Raw genomic sequence first — 23,828 nt, forward strand, 5'->3', positions numbered from 1 at the left:
TTTTTGCTATTTCCTCGGTCTGTAATGTTTTTGCACTGCAGCTTCCTCTTTATGAACTAGTTTTAATAAAACTGTGTTGAATACGCTGAACTTTGGAGATGTCATCATGGAAAACGACCTGATCAGGGATCATCAAACCATTCTTCTTACAGGAGAAAATGAACAGGAAAAAAGGAAAGAACTCCTCCACTATTTCGATCAAACATGGCGCTTGTATGAGTCTTTGTTTGATGTGATCAACAACGATCAAGCTTATTACAAGAAAGCCGAACCCTTACGTCATCCGCTGATTTTTTACTTTGGTCACACCGCTACGTTTTTTATCAACAAACTGAAACTGGGCAAGATCATCGATCAACGCATCAATACGAACTTTGAATCCATGTTTGCTATTGGTGTAGATGAGATGTCTTGGGATGATCTTGATGAAAAACATTATGATTGGCCATCCGTTGAAGACGTCAGACATTACCGAGATCAAGCCAAGCTATTGATCGAAAAAACGATCAACTCTATGCCTTTAAGCCTACCGATTACCCAAGATCAACCCGCTTGGGCAATATTAATGGGCATTGAACATGAACGTATTCACCTAGAAACCTCATCCGTCATCATTCGCCAGCTTCCCCTTGATGATGTCAGCCCTCATCCTTTGTGGGAAAGCTGTGTAGATACTGGAAGCGCCCCGAAAAACAGCTTAATCAGCATTGCAGGCAATAGCGTGACATTGGGTAAATCCCCAGAAGACGCGACTTATGGTTGGGACAACGAGTTTGGCACGCAAAGTTGCCAAGTAGACGATTTCAAAGCATCGAAATACTTGGTATCAAACCAAGAGTTTCTGGCATTTGTTAAAGATGAAGGCTATCAACAACTGCGCTTTTGGAATGAGGAAGGGCAGAGCTGGCTTAACTACACGCAAGCGACCATGCCTCGATTCTGGCGCAATCAGGAAGGGACTTTTTGGCAGCGTAATCTCACAGAAGAAATCCCCCTACCGTTAGACTGGCCAGTAGAAGTCAACCAGCTAGAAGCCAAAGCCTTCTGTAACTGGAAAGCGGAGCAAGCTCAGGCAAATATCCGGCTTCTCACTGAACCTGAATGGCAATTGCTGAGAGAAAACATCGACCAAGATTCCCCCATTTGGCATGAAGTCCCCGGAAACTTACAGCTTTCATTTTATGCTTCATCTTGCCCAGTCAATCGCTTTGGGCATAACGGTTTGTTTGACGTTGTGGGCAATGTTTGGCAGCACACTGAAACGCCAATCGACGGATTCAGCGGCTTTGAAGTTCATCCACTTTACGATGATTTCTCTACACCAACCTTTGATGGTAAGCACAACATGATCAAAGGGGGCTCATGGATATCAACCGGAAATGAAGCCATTCGCTCATCACGCTACGCGTTTCGTCGACATTTCTATCAACACGCTGGGTTTCGTTATGTCGAATCGGATCAAAATCCGCAAGATATGGTCTCCATGAACATTTATGAAACCGATAAGCTCATTTCCCAGTATCTTGAATTCCACTATGGAAAAGAGTACTTCGATGTACCCAATTTTTGCGTGAATGGCATTGAGCAAGTGATGCAAACCATTCAGCTGAAGCAAAGTGCCCGCGCTTTGGATATTGGTTGCTCTGTTGGACGCGCGACGTTTGAACTCGCGAAGCACTTCGACTACGTGGACGGCATTGATTTCTCAGCACGCTTTATTCAACAAGCTTATGCACTGACTGAGCAAGGTGAGAAACGCTATACCATCAAAACAGAGGGCGATTTGGTTGAATTCAAAAGCGTGACACTTGAGCAACTCGGGTATGCAAACCTCGCTAGTAAAGTGAATTTCATGCAGGGGGACGCCTGTAACCTCAAACCTCAATACACCAATTACGATCTGGTTTACGCATCAAATCTGATAGACCGATTGTCGGACCCTAACGCTTTTCTTACCAGTATTAGCCAGCGGCTAAACCAAGGCGGCTATTTAGTGATTGCCTCGCCCTATACGTGGTTAGAAGAATACACAGACAAGGAAAAGTGGCTGGGTGGCATAAAAGTAAATGGTGAAAACCACACCACACTGGATGGGTTAACCGACGCGTTAATTGGCGAATTTGAACGGATTGCCGTGAAAGAGGTGCCGTTTGTTATCCGTGAAACCAAACGTAAATTCCAACATACGTTGTCCGAAATGAGTATTTGGCGAAAACGTTAAAGGCTCAAACCTACTGTATTGGCACGCCCTGTGGTGTGCCTTTTTTTGTGCGCTTATTTGCTACTCAAAACCTCTCTTACACACTGCTGGAACGCATAAACCACGAATTCGAAGATTAAAAAAAGAACACAAATCGCACAATCGCTACCCAAGTCTAATTTACATTGGTGCGCGGCTTTTTTAAGCTTGTGGTATTCATAAAGGCAAGGATGTCATATGCCCATCACATTATCCCAAGTACACACAAACAACTCTCCTCACGCGCTATCCATCAAACATTGGAAAATTGAAAACCAACAGAACTGGGGAATATTCTGTGCCAGAGGCGATATTGGTGAGCAACTATACCAAGTTCTCACTGGCAGTTGTGAGCTTGAATCAGGTAGTTGTGATCTTGAGTCGGGTAGCTGTGAAGGCACAACAAACCAAATTGCTTATGTTTCTCTCTCCCAGCAACAGGCACTCCTTGAACAAGAGATCGCTGATGACGATACAGACTTTATGGATAAGTTTGATAACGGATCAACGGTAAGCGAATTACTAATGGCTTCAGATCAGCCAGCGAGCGACATTGCCCTACTTGTCGAACAGTTAGATTTAACGCACCTGCTTGATCGTGGTTTTCGTTTGCTTTCAACGGGAGAAACACGTCGGTTAATGCTGGCACGGGCACTGCTTGAGAAGCCTGAACTTCTCATTTTAGATGAACCTTATACTGGGTTGGATCAAGCACACCGAAAAGCACTCGCTCATTTCCTCCAAGACCTCAGCCAAAAGGTACAACTATTGATTCTTGTTTCACGGGAAAATGAGTTGCCAAAATGGATTGAGCATATTGCGTTGTTCGAAAATGGAAAACTGGCCCAAACACTTTCAAGAAAGGCGTGGGAAAGCCATCCCATCATCGCTCAGATCAATGCGCAATCCGAAGCCCAGAGTGAGCAAGTGCTCGACCTTTACAATAAGCATCAACACAAAGTGACTTTTTCTGAACCGCTTGTTGAACTGGTGAATGGCAAAGTGGAATACACCGACCAGAAAATATTCAGCGGTGTAAATTGGCAAATTAAGCACCACCAGCATTGGCAAGTTAGAGGACCAAACGGTTGTGGGAAAAGTACGTTACTGGGGCTGATTTTTGGCGATCACCCTCAATGCTACAGTAACGATATTCGCTTATTCGATATGAAGCGGGGTAACGGTGAAACAGTTTGGGACATTAAGAAACACATAGGAATGGTGTCTTCAGCGCTGCACTTGCAATACCGTGTAAGTTGCAAAGCCATTGAAGTTGTTTTATCTGGCTTTTACGACTCTATCGGGCTTTATGAATCTCCAAGTAAAAATCAAATTGAAACTGCAAAGGAGTGGCTCGCTATTTTCCAAATGAGCGATATTGCCAATCGGCCATTTAAAGAGCTCGAATATGGGCAACAACGATTGCTGCTTATTGCCCGAGCCTTAATCAAACAACCTGCACTTCTTATATTGGATGAGCCCTATCAAGGGCTGGATTTTCTAGGCAGAAGACTAGTAGTGAACTCGCTTGAATTAATTGCGAAACATCAACTTAGCCAACTTCTTTTTGTTTCTCACTACGAAGAAGATGCCATTGATAGCATTCAAAATTTCGTTGATTTTGTCCCTAGCGAAGACGGTGAAAGCTATGTTGTCCAAATCACTCAATAAGTGTTTTCGCTCACATAACATACAACGACCAAGACAAATGTATTGACGTTTTTTTACTCACACCTCAACCTAACAAAAGTTAGTTAATCAAACTTTTGTTAGGGTTTCTTATGACGGAACGTGAACAACAAATCTTTCAGTTGATTAAACAAGACCCAATGATCCCCCAGCAAAGTATTGCGGAGAAACTTGGGATCAGCCGAAGTGCCGTGGCTGGGCATATCATGAATATGACAAACAAAGGCATCATCCTAGGGAAGGGGTATATTTTGTCAGAATCTCAATACGCCGTAGTGATCGGCGGTGCAAACATGGACATCTTAGGTCAACCCAAACACACCATGCATCAAGGTGATTCCAATCCTGGCGTCGTTTCATGCTCGCCGGGTGGAGTTGGTCGAAACATTGCCGAAAACATCGCAAGGCTTGGCACAGAAGTGCGTTTAATCTCTGTTGTGGGTAACGACACTTATGGGCAATTAATATTAGACAAAACACGCCAAGCAGGCGTTGATGTCTCGTCGGTATTGAAGCTATCCGATGGTACAACATCCACTTATCTTTCTTTGCTCAATGAAGACGGCGACATGCAAGTTGCCGTTTCAGACATGTCTATCCTTGAGCGTTTAACCATTGAATCGCTGGAGCCTCACCTTGAAACCATTAAGCGAGCGGAAGTAATCGTCATTGATACCAATTTGAGTGAGTCACTGCTCGAATACATCTTCAGCCAGTTTTCCGATAAGCCGATATTTGTCGATACGGTATCCAGTACCAAAGCGGTAAAAATCAAACCCTATTTAAACCAGATCCACACACTCAAACCTAACATCAAAGAAGCGCAATCTTTGTCTGATCTGCCTTATCACAATCAAGAAGATCTCAGCGCGATTGCCGACTGGTTCCTCAATCAAGGGACTCAGCAAATCTTTTTAAGCCTTGGGGCGGAAGGGGTGTTCTATAAAGATGATCAACGTACCCAGCTTTTTCCAACTGTGAGTAATCATATTGAAAATGCTAATGGTGCTGGAGATGCTTTCTTGGCTGGGTTAGCTCACAGCTTCATCAATAAATGGTCGGTAGAAAAAAGCGGCGAGTACGCTATGGCTGCCGCCAGCGTTGCGCTTTCTGATGTCGCAACCATCAACCCAAACTTTTCAGACAGCGCGATTCAGCGTGTATTAAATGAGACCGAATGTTAAAGGACACAATATGTTAACTCAGTATTTGGATGTAGCGCCTGAAGTCGCCCAAGCGCTCAAAGCAGGTCAACCCGTCGTTGCATTGGAATCAACCATCATTTCTCATGGTATGCCCTCCCCCCAAAACGTCGAGACCGCCCTTAAAGTGGAACAAACGGTTCGTGATAATGGCGCTGTTCCCGCCACTATTGCAATCCTAAAAGGGCGATTGAAAGTTGGGATGTCTCAAGATGAAATTGAATATCTAGGCAAAGCAGGGCAAAACGTTATCAAAACAAGCCGCCGAGATATTCCGTTTATTGTCGCCAAAGAAGAAGACGGCGCGACTACTGTTGCATCTACTATGATCCTTGCTGCAATGGCTGGAATCAAAGTATTCGCGACTGGGGGAATTGGTGGTGTGCACCGTGGTGCGGAAGCCTCCTACGACGTGTCGGCTGATCTCCAAGAGCTTGCCAATACTAACGTCGCCGTTGTATGCGCTGGCGCAAAATCCATTTTGGATATTGGTTTAACACTGGAATACTTAGAAACGCATGGTGTGCCCGTCATTGGATACCAAACAGAAACCCTCCCTGCATTTTATACACGAGAAAGCGAGTTCCAAGTCGACTATCGCCTAGATTCTCCAACTCAAATTGCTACCGCTTTAAAAGCAAAGTGGGATTTAGGACTGGATGGTGGCGCTGTTATCGCAAACCCAATTCCAGAACAATACGCGATGAATAAAGCGGAGATTGATGAGGTCATAGCGAGCGCTATCGAAGAGATGGATGCAAAAGGCATTAAAGGAAAAGACTCCACACCATTCCTTCTTGCCAAAGTCGCAGAAAAAACCGCAGGAAACAGCCTCGCTTCTAACATTCAGCTAGTGTTTAACAATGCGAAATTAGCGGCAGAGGTGGCTGTGAAATTAGCAATCAACTAACACTTATGTAACTGATTCTAAAATCAATATTCATTTATCTTTAGAACACCCCGCAAATAACTTCAGTTCGTTTGAATTGTCTATCTGTACAGATATCCTCCGAGGGGATTTTCAATTTCTCGGAGGAAAGAGTGTATAACAAGTTACTAAAAACTGGAGCAAGTGGGCGCGAGGTTGTTTCACTTCAGTTTTATCTCAATAAAATTTTGATGCCCACAACTCCAACGTTACTTGATGGAAAGTTTGGTTCAGGTACGAAGAAATTAGTCAAAAAATACCAAGCGCAGTTTGGTCTTTTCACAGACGGAGAAGTAGGTTCAAAAACTTGGGAATCCATAAAACTTCAAAACACAAAAAAAGCATACAGAAAGCCACTCAAGTTCAGCAACAAATGTGTTGATATTGCTCACTTACAAAATGCGCTAAACAAACTCCTAAATCTCAGCCCCAAAATGTCACTTGACGGGCGGTTTGGCCCAGATACTGATCGCTATGTTCGTGAGTTTCAAGCTCGTCTATCACTTGGTATAGATGGAATAGTTGGAAGGGATACTTGGCTAACGATAGAACAGCTATTGACTAATAAAATAGCAATAATGACTTTGAACTTTATTCAAAATTCAATGCACGACCTTCGTAAATTACTTGTTCGAAGAGGAGATACACCGTGGATAAATGTCGCCGAAAAGGAGAAAGATCCAAAGATAAGTAAAGAAATAAAAGGACCGAAGCATAACCCACGAATAATCGAGTACCATTCTACGACAACGCTCAGAGCTCAAACCGATGAAATCCCATGGTGCTCTTCATTTGTTAATTGGGTCATGATCAAGTCTGGTTATAAGGGTACAAATTCTGCGGCAGCGATCAGCTGGTTAAAATGGGGAAAGAAAGCTGCATCGACGCCTGGTTCTATTGTTGTTATTTACAATTCTAATGCAGCAAATTCAAACTTAACGCGTTCCGGAAACCACGTAGGGTTCCTAATTAGTGAAAATGATCAGTACTTTGAAATACTAGGTGGAAATCAAAGAGATCAAGTAAAAATAAGTTTTTACCCGAAGAGTAAGTGGAAAGTACGAGGTTACCGTCTACCTAGCTAGCCTTTATCAAAACAGGAATCTATTAATGCTGAACGTAATTTTTATAGCCATAGCGTTTTCGGCAGCTATGGTAACAAATACCGGAAATATGTCCCCTCATAAAGCAGTAATTGCTGATGCAAATCACCGATGCGAAGGTTTTGTGGCATTTTGGTACAACTTAAAACCACACATAGAGAACCGTGACTACAACGCTATCGCTGATCATACGCAATTTCCGTTTACGGTTCAGGGTATAGCTGATTTCATTGCGCATAAGAAAGTATATAGAGAAGAATTTAGTGGAGTACTTAACGAAATTCTTAATGACGTACAGTCTGATAGCTCTGATGCTTTTGACTCTAAAGTAACAACCACGTACCAAATACTTCTAAAAGCTACCCCAATAAAAGGACAGCATTCTGTATGTCAAGGTGAATATGCAAGTATAGGGGATTTGGAATTTAAGAAGATCGATGGTAGGTGGTATCTGTACGCAGGGTATCTATCAACTCTTGAATAGTTCATCCCTTAAAATCTATATTGTTAACTAATAAAAATCCCCACATATTTTCAATATGGGGATTTTTGCTCGATTATTTTCAACTACAGACACTCATATATGGAAATCACCAAGGTTCTATTGGTGCTCCCATTAGCTTTGCAGGAAGTGCTCATTCTGGCGAAGTAAAATCTTTAGCAGTAGGCATCTATGAGGAGCTAAGCGTTGAATATTAATAAAAGCCTGTCATTGACAGCGGTAGCTGTAACTATAGCGCTCTTTCTTTTACTCACTATTGGGGTTGGGGTGACTGTAACAATCTTTAATGATTGGTTTGGCTTTTCAGAATCAGTTGGTCTTGATACGTACCTATTAATCAGCGGAATTGTAGGTTCTATGGTTGTCTGTGTACCGAATATCTTAACAATACGTAAAGGTTTGAGCATTCTATCAAAAGTTAATATTGTAACTATTTCAGTAATACTACTAACCAGCTCAATCCACTTCTTTATTTCAGAACAAGGGGTATTGCTCGCTTCTTGTGGAACATTTATCGCTGCATCTTGTGTGTTCTTATACCAAAGCCGCCAATATCAAAGTTTACTCAGTTATTTTTATAACTTAAATTTCGAAAAATAGAGATACATTACTCACAACAAAAAGCCCGCTCATTGAGCGGGCTTCCTTTTATCGTTAGATAATAGCGATTAAGCTAAGCTTTCTTTCACTTTAGCGTGCAATTCCTGAACTGACGTGACGCTTGTTTTCGCATCGGCTGTATGTGCCATACAGGTTGCAAATGCTGCGTTTAGCGTCGTTGTGTAGTTCACTTTCTCTGCAAGAGCACCACGACGAAGAACTTTCGAATCTTCAATCGCTTGACGACCAGCAGCGGTGTTCACGATGTAGGTGTACTCATTGTTCTTGATGCGGTCAAGAATATGAGGACGACCTTCGTGTACCTTGTTCACTAGGCGAGGGTTAATACCCGCTTCGCCAAGGATAACTGCAGTACCGTGAGTTGCGTCTAGCTGATAACCAAGCTTAGAAAGTTTAGATGCTAGGTCTACAACACGCTCTTTGTCACCTTCACGAACAGAAAGAAGTGCACGGCCACCTTCTGGGTAGATGTTGCCACAACCCAATTCAGCTTTCGAGTATGCTTCAGCGAAAGTCGCACCCACACCCATTACTTCACCAGTAGAGCGCATTTCAGGGCCTAATAGTGGGTCTACACCAGGGAATTTGTTGAATGGAAGTACCACTTCTTTCACTGAGTAGTATGGTGGGATGATTTCTTTCGTGAAACCTTGAGACTCAAGAGATTGACCTGCCATTACACGTGCTGCAATCTTGGCGATTGGCGCGCCAGTTGCTTTCGATACGAACGGCACAGTACGAGCTGCACGAGGGTTAACCTCGATTAGGTATACTTGGTTGTTCTTAACCGCAAACTGCGTGTTCATTAGACCGCGAACACCCAATTCGAACGCTAGCTTTTCTACTTGCTCACGCATAACGTCTTGGATTTCTTGGCTTAGCGTATAGGCAGGAAGAGAACATGCTGAGTCACCTGAGTGAACACCCGCTTGCTCAATGTGCTCCATGATACCGCCGATAACAACGCGCTCACCGTCACAAATCGCATCTACGTCTACTTCAACAGCGTCATCTAGGAAGCTATCCAGCAGTACTGGTGATTCGTTTGAAACGCTGACTGCTTCGTTGAAGTAGCGGCGCAAGTCTTGCTCGTCGTATACGATTTCCATCGCACGACCACCCAGTACGTAAGAAGGACGTACAACCAATGGGAAGCCGATTTCGCGAGATTTCTCAACCGCTTGATCCATAGTAGTCACGGTCGCATTCTGTGGTTGTAGAAGACCAAGACGGTCTACAGCAACTTGGAAACGCTCACGGTCTTCAGCACGGTCGATAGCGTCTGGGCTTGTACCGATAATTGGTACACCAGCAGCTTCAAGAGCACGAGCCAATTTCAGTGGTGTTTGACCACCATACTGAACAATCACACCTTTCGGCTTTTCAACACGAGCGATAGCCAGTACATCTTCCAGAGTAACTGGTTCAAAGTACAGACGATCTGACGTGTCGTAATCAGTAGAAACTGTTTCAGGGTTACAGTTCACCATAATGGTTTCGTAGCCGTCTTCACGCAATGCTAGCGACGCATGTACACAGCAGTAGTCAAACTCAATACCTTGACCGATACGGTTAGGACCACCGCCCAGAACCATGATTTTGTCATTGTCTGTAGGCTGTGCTTCACACTCTTCATCGTAAGATGAGTACATGTAAGCCGTGTCTGATGAGAATTCAGCAGCACAAGTATCAACACGCTTGTACACTGGGTGGATATCATATTGGTCACGTAGGCGACGAATTTCGCTTTCAGACACACCTAGTAAGCTAGATAGACGCGCATCGGAGAAACCTTTACGCTTCATTTTGCTTAGTACTTCTTGAGTAAGACCAGCAAAACCGCCCACTTTCACTTCGTTCTCTAGTTTCACTAGTTCTTCAATTTGAACTAAGAACCAACGATCGATTTGAGTTAGGTTGAACACACCATCAACAGACAAGCCGGCACGGAATGCATCGGCAATGTACCAAATTCGTTCTGCACCCGCTTCTTTAAGCTCGTGGCGAATTTTCGATAGTGCATCAGGCGCGTCCAGATCAACCATTTCATCGAAACCATTTGCACCTACTTCCAAGCCACGCAGTGCCTTTTGTAGAGATTCTTGCTGGTTACGACCAATTGCCATCACTTCACCTACTGACTTCATTTGAGTCGTCAGACGGTCATTTGCTCCTGCAAATTTTTCGAAGTTGAAACGAGGAATCTTAGTTACCACGTAGTCGATGGTTGGTTCGAATGAGGCTGGAGTTGCACCACCTGTAATGTCGTTCATTAGCTCATCAAGCGTGAAACCAACAGCAAGCTTCGCTGCGATTTTCGCGATTGGGAAACCTGTAGCTTTAGACGCAAGAGCAGAAGAACGAGATACACGTGGGTTCATCTCGATGATAACCATACGGCCATCTTTCGGGTTGATACCAAACTGTACGTTTGAGCCACCCGTTTCAACACCAATTTCACGCAGTACCGCTAATGAAGCGTTACGCATAAGTTGGTATTCTTTGTCTGTCAGCGTTTGAGCTGGCGCTACGGTGATTGAGTCACCCGTGTGAATACCCATTGGGTCGAAGTTTTCGATTGCACATACGATGATACAGTTGTCAGCTTTATCGCGAACAACTTCCATTTCGTACTCTTTCCAACCGATTAGAGATTCATCGATAAGAAGCTCGTTGGTTGGAGACAAGTCCAAACCACGGCGACAAATATCCTCAAATTCTTCTTTGTTGTATGCGATACCACCGCCAGTACCACCCATGGTAAAGGATGGGCGAATGATACAAGGGAAGCCAACCATATCTAAAACTTTGTAAGCTTCTTCCATGCTTTTGGCTGTATCAGCAGTTGGGCACTCAAGACCAATAGATTTCATCGCTTTATCGAAGCGTGAACGGTCTTCTGCTTTATCAATTGCATCTGCCGTTGCACCAATCATCTCGACGCCAAACTCTTCAAGAACACCGTGCTTCTCTAGATCTAGAGCACAGTTCAATGCAGTTTGACCACCCATAGTTGGTAGAACCGCATCAGGCTTCTCTTTAGCGATGATGTTACGAACAACTTCCCACTGAATTGGCTCGATGTAAGTCGCATCAGCCATTTCAGGGTCTGTCATGATGGTTGCAGGGTTCGAGTTAACCAAAATAACTCGGTAGCCTTCTTCGCGAAGTGCTTTACATGCTTGAGCACCAGAGTAGTCAAACTCACATGCCTGACCGATAACGATCGGACCAGCGCCCAGAATAAGAATACTTTGTATGTCAGTACGTTTTGGCATTTTCTCTCTACTCCAAATTACGCTGAGTGCTGTTTAATTAGTTCGATAAAGTGATCAAATAGTGGCGCTGCATCATGCGGACCAGGGCTTGCTTCTGGGTGCCCTTGGAAACTAAATGCTGGCTTATCTGTGCGATGAATACCTTGTAGAGAACCATCGAACAATGATTTATGCGTCGCGCGAAGGTTTTCTGGCAATGTCTCTTCATCCGCTGCAAAACCGTGGTTTTGAGAAGTGATCATAACCACATTACGATCCAAGTCTTTCACTGGGTGGTTTGCACCGTGGTGACCAAACTTCATTTTCACAGTTTGTGCACCAGACGCCAGTGCCAAGATTTGGTGTCCAAGACAGATACCAAAAATTGGAAGACCTTTATCAAGGAAAACTTTAGTTGCTTCAATTGCGTAGGTACATGGCTCTGGATCACCAGGACCATTAGATAGGAATACGCCATCAGGGTTAAGAGCAAGCACTTCCTCTGCTGATGTTTCAGCAGGCACAACCGTTAAGCGGCAACCGCGGTCGACGAGCATACGTAAGATGTTACGCTTTGCACCGAAGTCGTAGGCAACAACGTGGAATGGCAGCTCAGCGTCATCTTTCGCTTCCGGAAGACCTCCCGTGAGCGTCCACGAACCTTGTTTCCATTGGTACGCTTCTTTTGTTGTAACTTCTTTCGCAAGATCCATACCTTTCAAACCTGGGAACTCTTTTGCTTTAGCAAGAGCCAAAGCTTCGTCAAGGCTATTACCGGCTACAACACAGCCATTTTGAGCACCTTTTTCACGGAGAATACGAGTTAGCTTGCGCGTATCAATATCGGCGATGCCAACAATATTTTGTGATTTAAGGTAATCAGAAAGAGATTGTTCGTTACGGAAATTTGAAGCGATAAGAGGGAGATCGCGAATCACAAGGCCTTGTGCATGAATGGAAGAAGATTCTTCGTCTTCGGAATTGGTTCCGGTATTGCCAATGTGAGGATAAGTAAGAGTAACGATTTGTTGAGAATAGGAAGGATCAGTGAGGATTTCTTGGTACCCCGTCATCGAGGTGTTAAAGACGACTTCACCAACAGCTGAGCCATCTGCTCCAATGGATTGTCCATGGAACACAGTCCCATCTTCTAGGACTAACAGTGCTGACTTACTCAAGGCAACCTCCAGAATAAAAATGCATTAACAGTGTATTTAATTGCAAACTCAGCCCTAAATTCGTTATAAAAACGCGCTTTTGGGGAATTTAGACAAATTGGCGGTATTCTAGTGATCACTGTGATTTGTGTCAACATTCTCAGTAAAAGAAATTTATCATTTGTTTGCTAAAACACATTAATTGGTGCAAAAGCCATATAAATCTAACTTATCTTCCTGTAACAATACGCCAAATGAGCATTGTTCATGAAAATTACCTTTATTTCGTAATAAATATAAGAAAATTGGTCACAGAGAAAAAGCAAACGATAATACATTGCAAGTTAATGTTCTTTTTAAGTCACTAAGGCAAAAATCAAGCTTAAGATGCTTAAATTAGAAGATTAACACTGGTAAAAGTGACGTAAAATTTGAGTTTATTTTGCAGGATATAGGTAAAATGAAGATATGCGCCAGAAGGCTCCAGCGCATAAATATTTAATTAAAGCTCGTTCAGACCAAGAACATCGGTCATAGTGTAGAAGCCAGCAGGTTTTGATGCCAACCAAACCGCTGCTTTTACTGCACCATTGGCAAATGTCATGCGGTCGGTCGCCTTGTGAGTAATTTCAACACGCTCACCAATATCAGCAAACATTGCAGTATGTTCACCAACAATATCGCCAGCACGGATGGTAGCAAAACCGATTTCATCTTTAGTGCGTTCACCAGTAATACCCTCACGAGCATAAACTGCAACGTCACTTAGCTGATTTCCCATCGCTCCAGCAATTGCCTCTCCCATACCTATAGCAGTACCTGAAGGTGCATCGACTTTATGGCGATGATGCGCTTCAACAATTTCAACATCACAGTAATCACCCATAACTTTTGCTGCTTTTTCTAACAGTTTAAAGACTAGGTTTACGCCAACGCTGTAGTTTGGCGCCATAACGATAGAGATGTTTTTTGCCGCGTCATCGATCTGTGCACGTTCTTCATCAGAGAAACCCGTTGTACCGATTACGATTTGCTTCCCATGTTGTTTACAAAGTTCGATGTTAGCTAAAGTGCTCACTGGGGCGGTAAAATCAATGATGACATCAAATTCTTCAACCGCTTTAGCAAAATCGTCGACTAAAGCGACTTCGAAACGACCTTCGCCGCACAATTCGCCTGCGTCGACGCCGATAAGAGAAGATTCTGGTCTTTCAGAGGCTGCGCCAAGTTGCGCATCAGAATTCAGGTGGGTGGCTTTCACCAAGTTGCGGCCCATACGGCCAGCTGCTCCTGCAATCGCAATTTTTACCATTGCGTAAGTTCTCCATTTGTTACGATGTGATCAATGTAACGTAAAGGCTCGAAAGTTACCACAGTTAAACAAGGTTTATTCTTTGTACAAGACAGTAAAGTAGGTAGATACAAAAAGAGCCGCGACTGCGGCTCTTTTGGGAGAGAGGGAAGAATTAAATCTTACCGTGGCACTGTTTAAACTTCTTACCACTACCACATGGGCAAGGTTCGTTGCGCCCGACTTTACGCTCTTCGCGTTGGGTAGGTTGCTGACTGGCTTCTTCTTGCTCACCATCAGAAAGCGGGTTTTCAGCTTGTTGATGCTGGAACTGTTGACGTCGTGCTGCTTCTTCCGCCTGTGCACGGCGTTGAGCTTCCATACGCTCCACTTCTTCTTCCTGTTGAACACGAACTTTGCTGAGCACAGTAATCACATCAATTTTGAGTGAGTCCAACAAACCTTCGAACAATTCAAACGACTCACGTTTGTATTCTTGTTTCGGGTTCTTCTGTGCATAGCCGCGTAAATGAATACCTTGGCGGAGGTGATCCATCGCAGCAAGGTGTTCTTTCCATAATGTATCAAGAGTCTGAAGCATTACGGACTTTTCAAAGTTACGTAGGATATTCTCTCCCACCACTTTTTCTTTCTCTTTGTACGTTTCAACAGCAGTTTCAAGAATCTTCTCGCGAAGCGCCTCTTCGTATAACTTGTCGTCTTCATCAAGCCAAGCTTGGAGCGGCATGGTTAAATCAAAATCTGCTTTTAGGCGATCTTCAAGACCTTTCACATCCCACATATCTTCTAAAGACTGAGGTGGAATGTATTCACTAATTACGCTGTCGAATACATCAGTACGGTTTTGTTCAATCATGTCGCTGATGTCTTCAGCACTCATGAGCTCGTCACGCAACTCGTAGACAACTTTACGTTGATCGTTCGCAACGTCATCGAATTCAAGAAGCTGCTTACGAATATCGAAGTTACGACCTTCAACTTTACGCTGTGCTTTCTCGATAGAGCGAGACAACATTTTACTTTCAATCGCCTCCCCTTCTTCCATACCACTTTGGATAAGGCTCGCCATGCGATCAGAAGTAAAGATACGTAACAGTGAATCTTCCATCGATAGGTAGAAGCGTGATGAACCTGCATCACCTTGACGACCAGATCGACCACGCAGCTGGTTATCAATACGGCGAGATTCATGACGCTCAGTACCGATAATATGTAAACCACCAGCTTCAAGTACTTTGTCGTGTACTTCTTTCCAATCCGCTTTAATTTGATCTATCTGCTCTTGAGAAGGATTGTCCAGTTGCTCCAGCTTCGCTTGCCAGCTACCACCTAATACGATATCGGTACCACGACCCGCCATGTTGGTCGCAATGGTCACCGCACCAGGAGTACCAGCTTGAGCAACAATTTCCGCTTCTTTTTCGTGGAACTTAGCGTTCAGTACATTGTGCTTAACCTTGGCATTCTTCAGCGCGTTTGAAAGCAGCTCTGACTTTTCAATAGACACCGTACCAACCAAAGATGGCTGACCTTTTGCAGCTCGCTCTTTGATGTCTTCAATGATCGCATTGAACTTCTCAGTTTCAGTACGGTACACCACATCTGGCATATCATCACGGATCATTGGTTTGTTGGTTGGAATAACAACGGTTTCCAAACCATAAATTGACTGGAATTCAAACGCTTCGGTATCCGCAGTACCTGTCATGCCCGACAGTTTTTCGTATAGGCGGAAGAAATTCTGGAATGTGATAGACGCAAGCGTCTGGTTTTCATTCTGAATTTTAACGCCTTCTTTTGCTTCTACCGCTTGATGCAAACCTTCAGACCAACGGCGACCAGGCATTGTACGACCTGTATGCTCATCGACAATCACAACTTCATCATCTTCATTGACGATGTAGTCCACATTACGCTCAAATAAAACGTGAGCGCGCAGCGCTGCATTTACATGGTGAAGTAGGCTTATATTGGTTGGAGAATAAAGCGTATCGCCCTCTTCCATCAAACCGTTCTTAATCATCAACTCTTCAACAAACTCCTGGCCATTTTCAGTCAGGTGAACCTGCTTGGACTTTTCATCCAGAGTGTAGTGCCCATCACCACGGTACTCTTCTGTGTCTTCCTTCTCTTGGCGAACAAGGTTAGGAATCAGAGTGTTAATACGAGTGTAAAGATCTGAGCTATCTTCAGCAGGACCAGAGATGATAAGTGGGGTACGTGCTTCATCAATAAGAATGGAATCCACCTCATCGACTACGGCAAAGAAACGCTCTCGCTGCACACGGTCTTCATCTCTGAAAGCCATGTTGTCGCGTAAGTAATCGAAACCAAACTCGTTATTCGTTCCGTAAAGAATATCCGCTTGATAGGCTTCTTTTTTTGCTAACGGAGGCATATTCGGTACGTTAACGCCTACCGTCATACCAAGGAATTCGAAAAGTGGGCGGTTTGTTTCTGCATCACGAGATGCTAAGTAATCATTCACCGTTACAATGTGCACGCCCTTACTAGGAAGCGCGTTAAGGTAAGCTGGAAGAGTTGCGGTTAAGGTTTTACCTTCACCTGTACGCATTTCAGCAATCTGACCATTGTTAAGGACCATACCGCCAATGAGCTGCACGTCGAAGTGACGCATACCAAAAACACGCTTAGATGCTTCTCGTACGGTGGCAAATGCTTCCGGAAGTAAACTGTCTAGAGAATCGCCTTTTTCTAGGCGCTCGCGAAACTCTACTGTTTTCGCTTTCAGTTCTTCATCAGATAATGTTTCAAATTCTGGTTCGTAATTATTAATTTCTTTGACTATTTTTCGCAGACGACGCAGAGTTCGATCGTTGCGGCTGCCAATTACTTTTGTCAGTAGCTTAGTTATCATTTTCAGTGAATCTCTCTGTTTAGATCGTGCTCGATCTATCCTTGTAACTTTCAGTCTCTACCAGTTCCAAACTAAGAATACTGAGATACATCATGTTTGTAAGAATATTGAGGCGGCACCTTTGATTTTCAAGCGCCAATCTTAATTTTCAAATTTGCCTCGTATATTAAGTGATTATCAAATTGACAACCATGGGTATTAGCAATTGTTTGAGACAGGTTTAGAAATTTTCGATGTTCGGACAATAATCCCCCAGAAATTTTCGACGCTGAGGCAGAAAGTTACCCAAAGGCTTGGTATTCAAAGGTCACTGCTCTACACTCTCGAATTAAGGAAGTCTCGGAATACAGTAGTGAGGAGATGGCGATGCGCGATCACAGACCGACACTGACAAATGATCTTCTTGAATCTCAACAGCTCAGTAAAATTCAAGAACATGCGAAACAAATCAATGAACTAAATAAGCTATTAAAATCTCTATTACCCGCAAGCTTACTGGAGCATTGTCGAGCGGCTAACATAAAGGATAACCACTTGGTCATCGAAGTTGCTAGCGCTTCCGTACAAATGAAACTGAATTATGATCGTTTACACTTATTGACTCAGCTTCGCCAGCAAGGGTACGCAAAACTGATGGGCGTTCAAATACGAATAAACCCGTCACTTTATCGAGGGCAAGATATGTCCGATCCAGATCCCGAATGGCAGGAAGTTCCCGTTTCAGAGGTCGCCGCTGAGTTCTTAATTGCAACGGCAAATATGCCTAACGCCACACCCAAAGTGAAACAAAGGCTAGAAAACATTGCCAATTTGGCGAAAAAGAAGAAGTAACCTAACACTAGAAAGAAGAAAATTTGAGAAATAAGAAAATTGGCAGCAAATAAATTCTGATTTTCAAAAACAAAAAAACCAGACTAGTGTCTGGTTTTTTTAATTCTTTATGTTTGCTTTTACGCAAGAACCATATTAGGTTCACCGAACGCGACTGGAGACCCAACTTCTTCTTCGAAAGTTGCCCACTCCCACGCTTCTTGATCGGCAAGTACCGCTCTTAGTACTTTGTTGTTCATCGCATGACCTGATTTGTAGGCGCGAAGTTCACCAACAATACTATGACCGCACATGTACAAGTCGCCAATGGCATCGAGTACTTTATGTGTCACGAATTCGTTTTCGAAACGTAACCCTTCTTCATTAAGAATTCGGTACTCGTCCAACACAATCGCACAATCAAAGCTACCACCAAGACATAAGTTCTGAGATTGAAGGTATTCAATGTCCTTCATGAACCCAAAAGTTCGTGCTCGGGAGATATCTTTGACAAACGCTTGAGAAGAAAAATCAAAAAGTAGGTGCTGTTCGTCAGATTCAATTGCAGGATGATCAAATTCGATAGCGAAATCCATACGGAAGCCATCATGAGGGACTAACTCAGCCCACTTATCACCATCTTCAACGCGAACCTTTTTCTTAATACGTACAAAACGTTTAGGGGCGTTGAGCGTTTCAATACCAGCCGACTGCAACAGGTAAACAAACGGACTCGCACTGCCATCCATAATAGGGATTTCAGGTGCATCCACTTCGACAATTACGTTGTCGATCCCCATACCAGCTAGTGCGGCATTGAGGTGCTCAACGGTTGAGATTCTGATACCTTCATCGTTGACTAGCGCAGTACAAAGCATGGTGTCACGAACTGACGCAGGATCGGCAGGGAAATCGACAGGCGGATTCATATCCGTTCTGCGATAAATAACCCCTGTGTTCGCCGCAGCTGGACGAAGAGTAAGTGTGACTTTTCTACCCGAGTGCAAACCCACTCCAGTTGTCTTCACCATCTCTTTTAGAGTTCTTTGTCTGATCATTTACCTACCCCTACTACGTGAACCAGCCGTGCGATCGGAAAATCGACCGCACATGCTACCACGTTTCTGACGAATATCAATTATTTCGTACAATAATCAGTCAGCTTGGCGTCTCAAGAACGCTGGAATGTCCAAATAACCATTCTCTTTTTCCTGCTTCGGTGCAGTGTTTGCACCACCTTGAGCAGGAGTCGAAGGGCTAGCTGGAGCAGCTGGCTGACTATTCACCTCTTCACCTTTTGGCAAGTTATTCGCTTGCAAAGGCTGTGCCGTTTTTTCTTCAACCTTGGCTGCTGGAGCAGCTGGCTGTTGAGCTGGCGTGGTGTTTTGTGGCTTGGAAGCACCTGTTACTAAAGTAATTTCAGGTTTTTTCTCGTTGCCAATTCCGGTTGCAACAACAGTTACGCGGATTTCATCGGTCATATCTGGGTCCAGAGATGTACCAATAACTACCGTCGCATTATCTGATGCAAATGCTTTTACAGTATTACCGACAGTTTCGAATTCGTCCAGACGCATATCCAAACCTGCCGTGATGTTCACAAGAACACCTCTTGCGCCAGCCAAATCAATATCTTCCAGAAGTGGGCTAGAAATTGCCGTCTCTGCTGCTTCTTCTGCTCGGTCCTCTCCTTTAGAGACACCGCTTCCCATCATCGCATGACCCATTTCCGACATTACAGTGCGTACGTCCGCAAAGTCGACGTTAATCATGCCAGGGCGAGTAATCAATTCAGCAATACCTTGTACTGCGTTCTTAAGAACGTCATTGGCGCTTGCAAATGCTTCAAGTAGAGTGACACCACGTCCCAATACTTTAAGCAGCTTTTCATTCGGGATGGTAATCAAAGAATCAACATGCTTTGATAATTCTTCGATGCCTTGTTCTGCAAAAGCAAGACGTTTCTTGCCTTCAAATCCAAATGGCTTAGTCACTACAGCTACCGTTAGAACCCCTAGTTCTTTCGCTACTTCTGCGATTACTGGAGCTGCACCAGTGCCTGTACCACCACCCATACCGGCCGCTATAAATACCATATCGGCACCGGTTAGAATTTCTTTAAGTCTGTCTCTGTCTTCAAGAGCCGCTTCGCGACCTACCTGCGGGTTTGCGCCGGCTCCAAGACCTTTGGTGATATCGCCACCAATTTGAATGACAGTGTTTACGCTCGTTTTACGAAGTGCTTGAGCATCTGTGTTGACACTGATGAATTCCACGCCTTCAATAGATTCACGCACCATGTGCTCTACGGCATTACCACCGCCACCACCAACTCCAACGACTTTAATTACCGCATCGTCAGACATTTCCATCATCGGTTCAAACATTTGTTATCTCCGTTTTTCCTGTATTTCAGGTTAAAACTCTTTCTGTATCCAATTACGCATTTTTTGAAACAACCCAGAGACATTAGACTGTCGCTTGGGTTCGTTGTAGTCGCCATCTTCAGAGAATTGGCTGTCTTTTGCGTAATGAAGTAATCCAACTGCCGTAGAATCATACGGCTCTTTAACGTAATCAGTTAGGCCACTGATTTCCAGCGGTTTACCTACTCTGACTTGGTTGCGAAAAACCCTTTCGGCACATTCCACAACCCCTTCAATCTGTGCAGCTCCACCCGTTAAGACTACGCCTGCTGCGAGATGGTGTTTAATCCCTTCTGCTCGCAGTTTGTCTTGAACGTTATCAATAGTCTGATTGACCAAGCCCATAAGTTCAGTATATCTGGGCTCAATCACTTCCGATAGTGTTTGTCGTTGCAAACTTCGAGACGGGCGACCACCAACACTTGGAACATTCACGGTATCGTCTTTACTGACAAGCTCACTGAGCGCACAACCGTACTTTACTTTTATCTCTTCAGCATCGCTAACAGGCGTGCCAAAAGCAAATGCGATGTCACTTGTCACTGCATTGCCGGCATAGGAAAACACTTCCGTATGCCTTAAAGCGCCACCTGTCCAAATGGATACATCCATTGTCCCAGCGCCAATATCCACAACGCAAACACCTAGCTCTCGTTCATCTTCGGTAATAACTGCATTACTCGAAGCTAAACCAGAAAAAACCAGCTGCTCAACTTTCAGTCCACATCGCTCTACCGCTTTAATAATATTTCTGGCCATGTCGTTATGGCAAGAAATCAGATGAACGCTTACCTCCATCCTCACCCCTGATAAACCAAGCGGATTCTTAATCCCTTCTTGATAATCAATAGTAAATTCTTGAGGAATTACATGTAAAATTCGCTGTTCATCACCAATTTTTATGGACTTTGCTGTGTGGATCGCACGATCCATATCGTCCTGAGAAACCTCTTCATCTGAAATGGTTCCCATTCCTTTTTCAATCCTGCTAGCAATATGACGCCCAGAAAGCGAAATAAATACTTTGCTGATTTGGCATTCAGCCATTAATTCAGCTTGATCAACAGCCCTTTGTACTGACTTGACCACAGATTCAAGATCATTCACGCCACCTTTGTCCATACCTCTAGACGGACTTGTACCAGCGCCAATAATATTAATCTGTCCATCTGGTAGGCATTCACCTACCAAAGCGGAAACGGTCGCAGTACCAATATCAAGACCAACAATGATGTTGTCATCTGTGGTTTTAGTCATCTGTGCTCTCTTGTACTAAATCCTGATTTGGAAACCAACCTATTGCCGCTCCTGTATCATACCGTAAGTCGATATGACTAATCTGTTGCGATTTTGAGCCAAGCTTTTGATAAAGCGCAACAAAACGTGTTATTCGTTCAAGAAGCGCTTCTTTTCCAAGCTCCAAACGTATTCCGCTAGTCAAAATAACTTGCCATGCACGTCTGTCGTTTAGGAGTACGGAAGAAACGGTAAGGTCCACCGGAGCCAGTAGCTCTTGAATTTTTTGCCAGGCTTGCAAGACTTGCTGATGACTCCCTTCGGGGCCATAAAGTTTAATCTTTTCACTCGTCAGCTCTGCAATATCGGCATCAAATACATTTCCTTCCATGTTGAGCATGGAAATACCATTCCAAATAGCTTGGGCTTCATGCTCAACTAAATATACTTTGATTGTGTCTGGCCATTGTTTACGTATTGATACTCGCGCTACCCAAGGTAGGGCTAATAAGGCATTTTGAAGCTCATCAACGTCTTGAGACATAAAGGTGCCAATATGCTCGAAAGAAGCAAAGGCACTTTGCACCTCTTTTGGTTGCACGTGAGTCAAATCCCCTTGCAATACCAATTTAGATAATGGTAGTCGTTGCTCATCCCACATCCAATTTAATGTAGAAAACATCAACCAACCAATAAACAAGACAACAACGACTAAAAAGCCTATCCCCAAGAGTGTATTGTGGGACTTGGGTAACTCTTCGTACGTTTCTATTTCGCTTTCATGGCTCACTGAGTACATACCAATGCTATCAATTATTTAACGATATTCTTGTTCGGTTTAGAGCAGAACATCCTAAAACTAAAGACCATTCGACTGATTTACTCAAACTAGCGATTATACTGACCATCATCCCATAGTCCATCAACCACAAGAATAAATATGGTCTAGTGTGACACACCGGACAAAAAACAGACAAAATAAAGGCTTGGCTATTATTCCTGACGCATACGTTCTACGTTCAACTCTAAACCAGCCAGCACTTTGGCAACCTTACCAACATCACCAGCTCCTTGTGTTAATACTAGGTCACCATCTTGGAGAACATTTGCTAGGACACTCGGTAAGTTTTGAGTTTCTGGAACAAAAATTGGGTCCAACTTACCTCGGCTACGAATCGTTCGACATAAAGCACGACCATCTGCGCCAGCAATAGGCGCTTCGCCAGCTGAATAGACATCGAGCATAATAAGTACATCAACCTTTTCGAGTACATTTGCGAAATCATCATACAAATCTCTCGTTCGGCTATATCGGTGTGGCTGAAATACCATGACCAATCGCTTGTCTTCCCATCCAGCCCTTGCTGCATCAATGGTGACATCCACTTCACTAGGGTGGTGACCATAGTCATCGACCAGCATTGCCTTACCACAACCTGTTTCGAACTCTCCCAAGTGATCAAAACGTCGTCCAGTACCTTGAGTACCTGCCATTGCGCTTAGTATCGCTTCATCAGCCACGTCATCTTCTGTTGCTACAGCAATAGCAGCGGATGCGTTTAGTGCGTTGTGTTTACCCGGAATGTTCAACGTAATGTCTAGGTTGGCTTTTCCTTCACGCACAACCGTGAATTTACCCTGTTGCCCTTCTTGGCGGTAATTTTCAATTCTTACGTCTGCATCTTCAGAGAATCCGTACGTAATAACTTGGCGACTGACTCTTGGGATCAGCTCGCGCACAACCGGATCGTCTATACACATGATTGCCTGCCCATAGAATGGCAGGTTATGGAGAAAATCAATGAACGTTTGTTTTAAAGTTTCGAAGTCGCCGCCATAAGTATCCATGTGATCGGCTTCTATATTGGTAACGATGCTGACCATTGGCTGTAAATGCAAGAATGATGCATCACTTTCATCGGCTTCTGCAATAAGAATCCGGCTCGACCCTAAACGAGCATTTGTACCGACACTTTTAACCAGTCCGCCATTTACAAACGTTGGATCGAGTCCAGCTTCAGAATAAATCTGCGTAACAAGCGCAGTTGTCGTTGTTTTGCCATGGGTTCCTGCCACAGCAATACCATGTCGGAATCTCATTAATTCAGCCAACATTTCAGCACGACGAACAACTGGAATACGCCTTTCTTTCGCGGCAACCAACTCTGGATTATCTTGTTGAATGGCAGTCGAGACAACGACGACACTGGCTTTTTCAACATTACCTGCATCATGACCAAAATAGATCGTTGCCCCTTTGCCACTCAACCTTTCTGTTACTGGGTTTTCGGCTAGGTCTGATCCTGAGATGTGGTAACCTTCATTTAAGAGCACTTCAGCGATGCCACTCATTCCGGCACCACCAATTCCGACAAAATGAATGGACTTCACTCTTCTCATCTCAGGCACCATTGCACGGATTTGAGAGATGTCTTGGTTGTGTTCTATTGTCATTTTGTGTTTCTCAT

At 44.0% G+C, this 23,828-nt stretch carries 17 protein-coding genes; 8 read left to right on the top strand and 9 right to left on the bottom strand.

The window, feature by feature from the left end; all coding sequences use genetic code 11:
- The first annotated feature begins 106 nt into the window (after window positions 1–106).
- The 7 genes from ovoA (at window position 107) to CW749_RS12175 (ending at window position 8,263) form a co-directional block, all read left to right on the top strand.
- Window positions 107–2,221 carry a 5-histidylcysteine sulfoxide synthase gene (ovoA, locus tag CW749_RS12145; RefSeq protein WP_101112404.1) on the top strand — a complete coding sequence of 705 codons (2,115 nt, stop codon included), beginning with the start codon at window positions 107–109 and terminating at the stop codon, window positions 2,219–2,221.
- A gap of 216 nt (window positions 2,222–2,437) precedes the next feature.
- Window positions 2,438–3,910 carry a molybdate ABC transporter ATP-binding protein ModF gene (gene modF, locus CW749_RS12150; protein ID WP_101112405.1) on the top strand — a complete coding sequence of 491 codons (1,473 nt, stop codon included), beginning with the start codon at window positions 2,438–2,440 and terminating at the stop codon, window positions 3,908–3,910.
- A gap of 110 nt (window positions 3,911–4,020) precedes the next feature.
- The gene (locus CW749_RS12155; RefSeq protein ID WP_101112406.1) at window positions 4,021–5,112 is read left to right on the top strand and encodes a PfkB family carbohydrate kinase; all 1,092 of its coding nucleotides are present in this window, start codon (window positions 4,021–4,023) and stop codon (window positions 5,110–5,112) included.
- 10 nt (window positions 5,113–5,122) lie between these two features.
- A complete protein-coding gene (locus tag CW749_RS12160; protein WP_101112407.1) occupies window positions 5,123–6,040 on the top strand; it encodes a pseudouridine-5'-phosphate glycosidase in 918 nt (305 codons plus the stop codon).
- Between the two features lie 131 nt (window positions 6,041–6,171).
- A complete protein-coding gene (locus CW749_RS12165; RefSeq protein WP_101112408.1) occupies window positions 6,172–7,143 on the top strand; it encodes a TIGR02594 family protein in 972 nt (323 codons plus the stop codon).
- Window positions 7,144–7,168: 25 nt separating this feature from the next.
- A complete protein-coding gene (locus CW749_RS12170; RefSeq protein ID WP_101112409.1) occupies window positions 7,169–7,645 on the top strand; it encodes a hypothetical protein in 477 nt (158 codons plus the stop codon).
- 204 nt (window positions 7,646–7,849) lie between these two features.
- Window positions 7,850–8,263 (top strand): hypothetical protein, encoded by a 414-nt coding sequence (locus CW749_RS12175; RefSeq protein ID WP_101112410.1) that lies wholly within the window; start codon window positions 7,850–7,852, stop codon window positions 8,261–8,263.
- Between the two features lie 68 nt (window positions 8,264–8,331).
- On the opposite strand, the gene carB is transcribed toward CW749_RS12175, so the two are convergent.
- The 4 genes from carB to secA form a co-directional block, all read right to left on the bottom strand.
- The gene (gene carB / locus CW749_RS12180; protein ID WP_101112411.1) at window positions 8,332–11,562 is read right to left on the bottom strand and encodes a carbamoyl-phosphate synthase large subunit; all 3,231 of its coding nucleotides are present in this window, start codon (window positions 11,560–11,562) and stop codon (window positions 8,332–8,334) included.
- 17 nt (window positions 11,563–11,579) lie between these two features.
- Window positions 11,580–12,719, bottom strand: coding sequence for a glutamine-hydrolyzing carbamoyl-phosphate synthase small subunit (gene carA, locus CW749_RS12185; protein WP_101112412.1), 1,140 nt, complete (start codon window positions 12,717–12,719; stop codon window positions 11,580–11,582).
- 481 nt (window positions 12,720–13,200) lie between these two features.
- The gene (gene dapB, locus CW749_RS12190) at window positions 13,201–14,010 is read right to left on the bottom strand and encodes a 4-hydroxy-tetrahydrodipicolinate reductase (RefSeq protein WP_101112413.1); all 810 of its coding nucleotides are present in this window, start codon (window positions 14,008–14,010) and stop codon (window positions 13,201–13,203) included.
- Window positions 14,011–14,164: 154 nt separating this feature from the next.
- On the bottom strand, window positions 14,165–16,888 hold the full coding sequence (secA, locus tag CW749_RS12195) for a preprotein translocase subunit SecA (RefSeq protein ID WP_101112414.1): 2,724 nt from the start codon (window positions 16,886–16,888) through the stop codon (window positions 14,165–14,167).
- A 366-nt stretch (window positions 16,889–17,254) separates the two neighbouring features.
- Between secA and CW749_RS12200 the strand changes: the two genes are divergently transcribed.
- Window positions 17,255–17,719, top strand: coding sequence for a DciA family protein (locus CW749_RS12200; RefSeq protein ID WP_101112415.1), 465 nt, complete (start codon window positions 17,255–17,257; stop codon window positions 17,717–17,719).
- 119 nt (window positions 17,720–17,838) lie between these two features.
- Here the strand turns inward: CW749_RS12200 and lpxC are convergent, their stop codons facing one another.
- The 5 genes from lpxC to murC all read right to left on the bottom strand — a co-directional run bounded on the left by lpxC (window position 17,839) and on the right by murC (window position 23,814).
- Window positions 17,839–18,756, bottom strand: a complete 918-nt coding sequence (gene lpxC, locus CW749_RS12205; protein ID WP_101112416.1) for a UDP-3-O-acyl-N-acetylglucosamine deacetylase — start codon at window positions 18,754–18,756, stop codon at window positions 17,839–17,841.
- A 96-nt stretch (window positions 18,757–18,852) separates the two neighbouring features.
- Window positions 18,853–20,085 carry a cell division protein FtsZ gene (ftsZ, locus tag CW749_RS12210; protein ID WP_101112417.1) on the bottom strand — a complete coding sequence of 411 codons (1,233 nt, stop codon included), beginning with the start codon at window positions 20,083–20,085 and terminating at the stop codon, window positions 18,853–18,855.
- 30 nt (window positions 20,086–20,115) lie between these two features.
- Window positions 20,116–21,381, bottom strand: coding sequence for a cell division protein FtsA (gene ftsA, locus CW749_RS12215; protein ID WP_101112418.1), 1,266 nt, complete (start codon window positions 21,379–21,381; stop codon window positions 20,116–20,118).
- A complete protein-coding gene (locus tag CW749_RS12220; protein WP_101112419.1) occupies window positions 21,374–22,159 on the bottom strand; it encodes a cell division protein FtsQ/DivIB in 786 nt (261 codons plus the stop codon). The genes ftsA and CW749_RS12220 overlap by 8 nt, the downstream gene beginning before the upstream one ends.
- 194 nt (window positions 22,160–22,353) lie before the next feature.
- Complete coding sequence (gene murC, locus CW749_RS12225; protein ID WP_101112420.1) at window positions 22,354–23,814, bottom strand: UDP-N-acetylmuramate--L-alanine ligase; 1,461 nt, start codon at window positions 23,812–23,814, stop codon at window positions 22,354–22,356.
- Window positions 23,815–23,828 lie beyond the last annotated feature (14 nt).

It is taken from the genome of Vibrio sp. vnigr-6D03, assembly GCF_002835515.1.
GTDB classification, from domain to species: domain Bacteria; phylum Pseudomonadota; class Gammaproteobacteria; order Enterobacterales; family Vibrionaceae; genus Vibrio; species Vibrio penaeicida.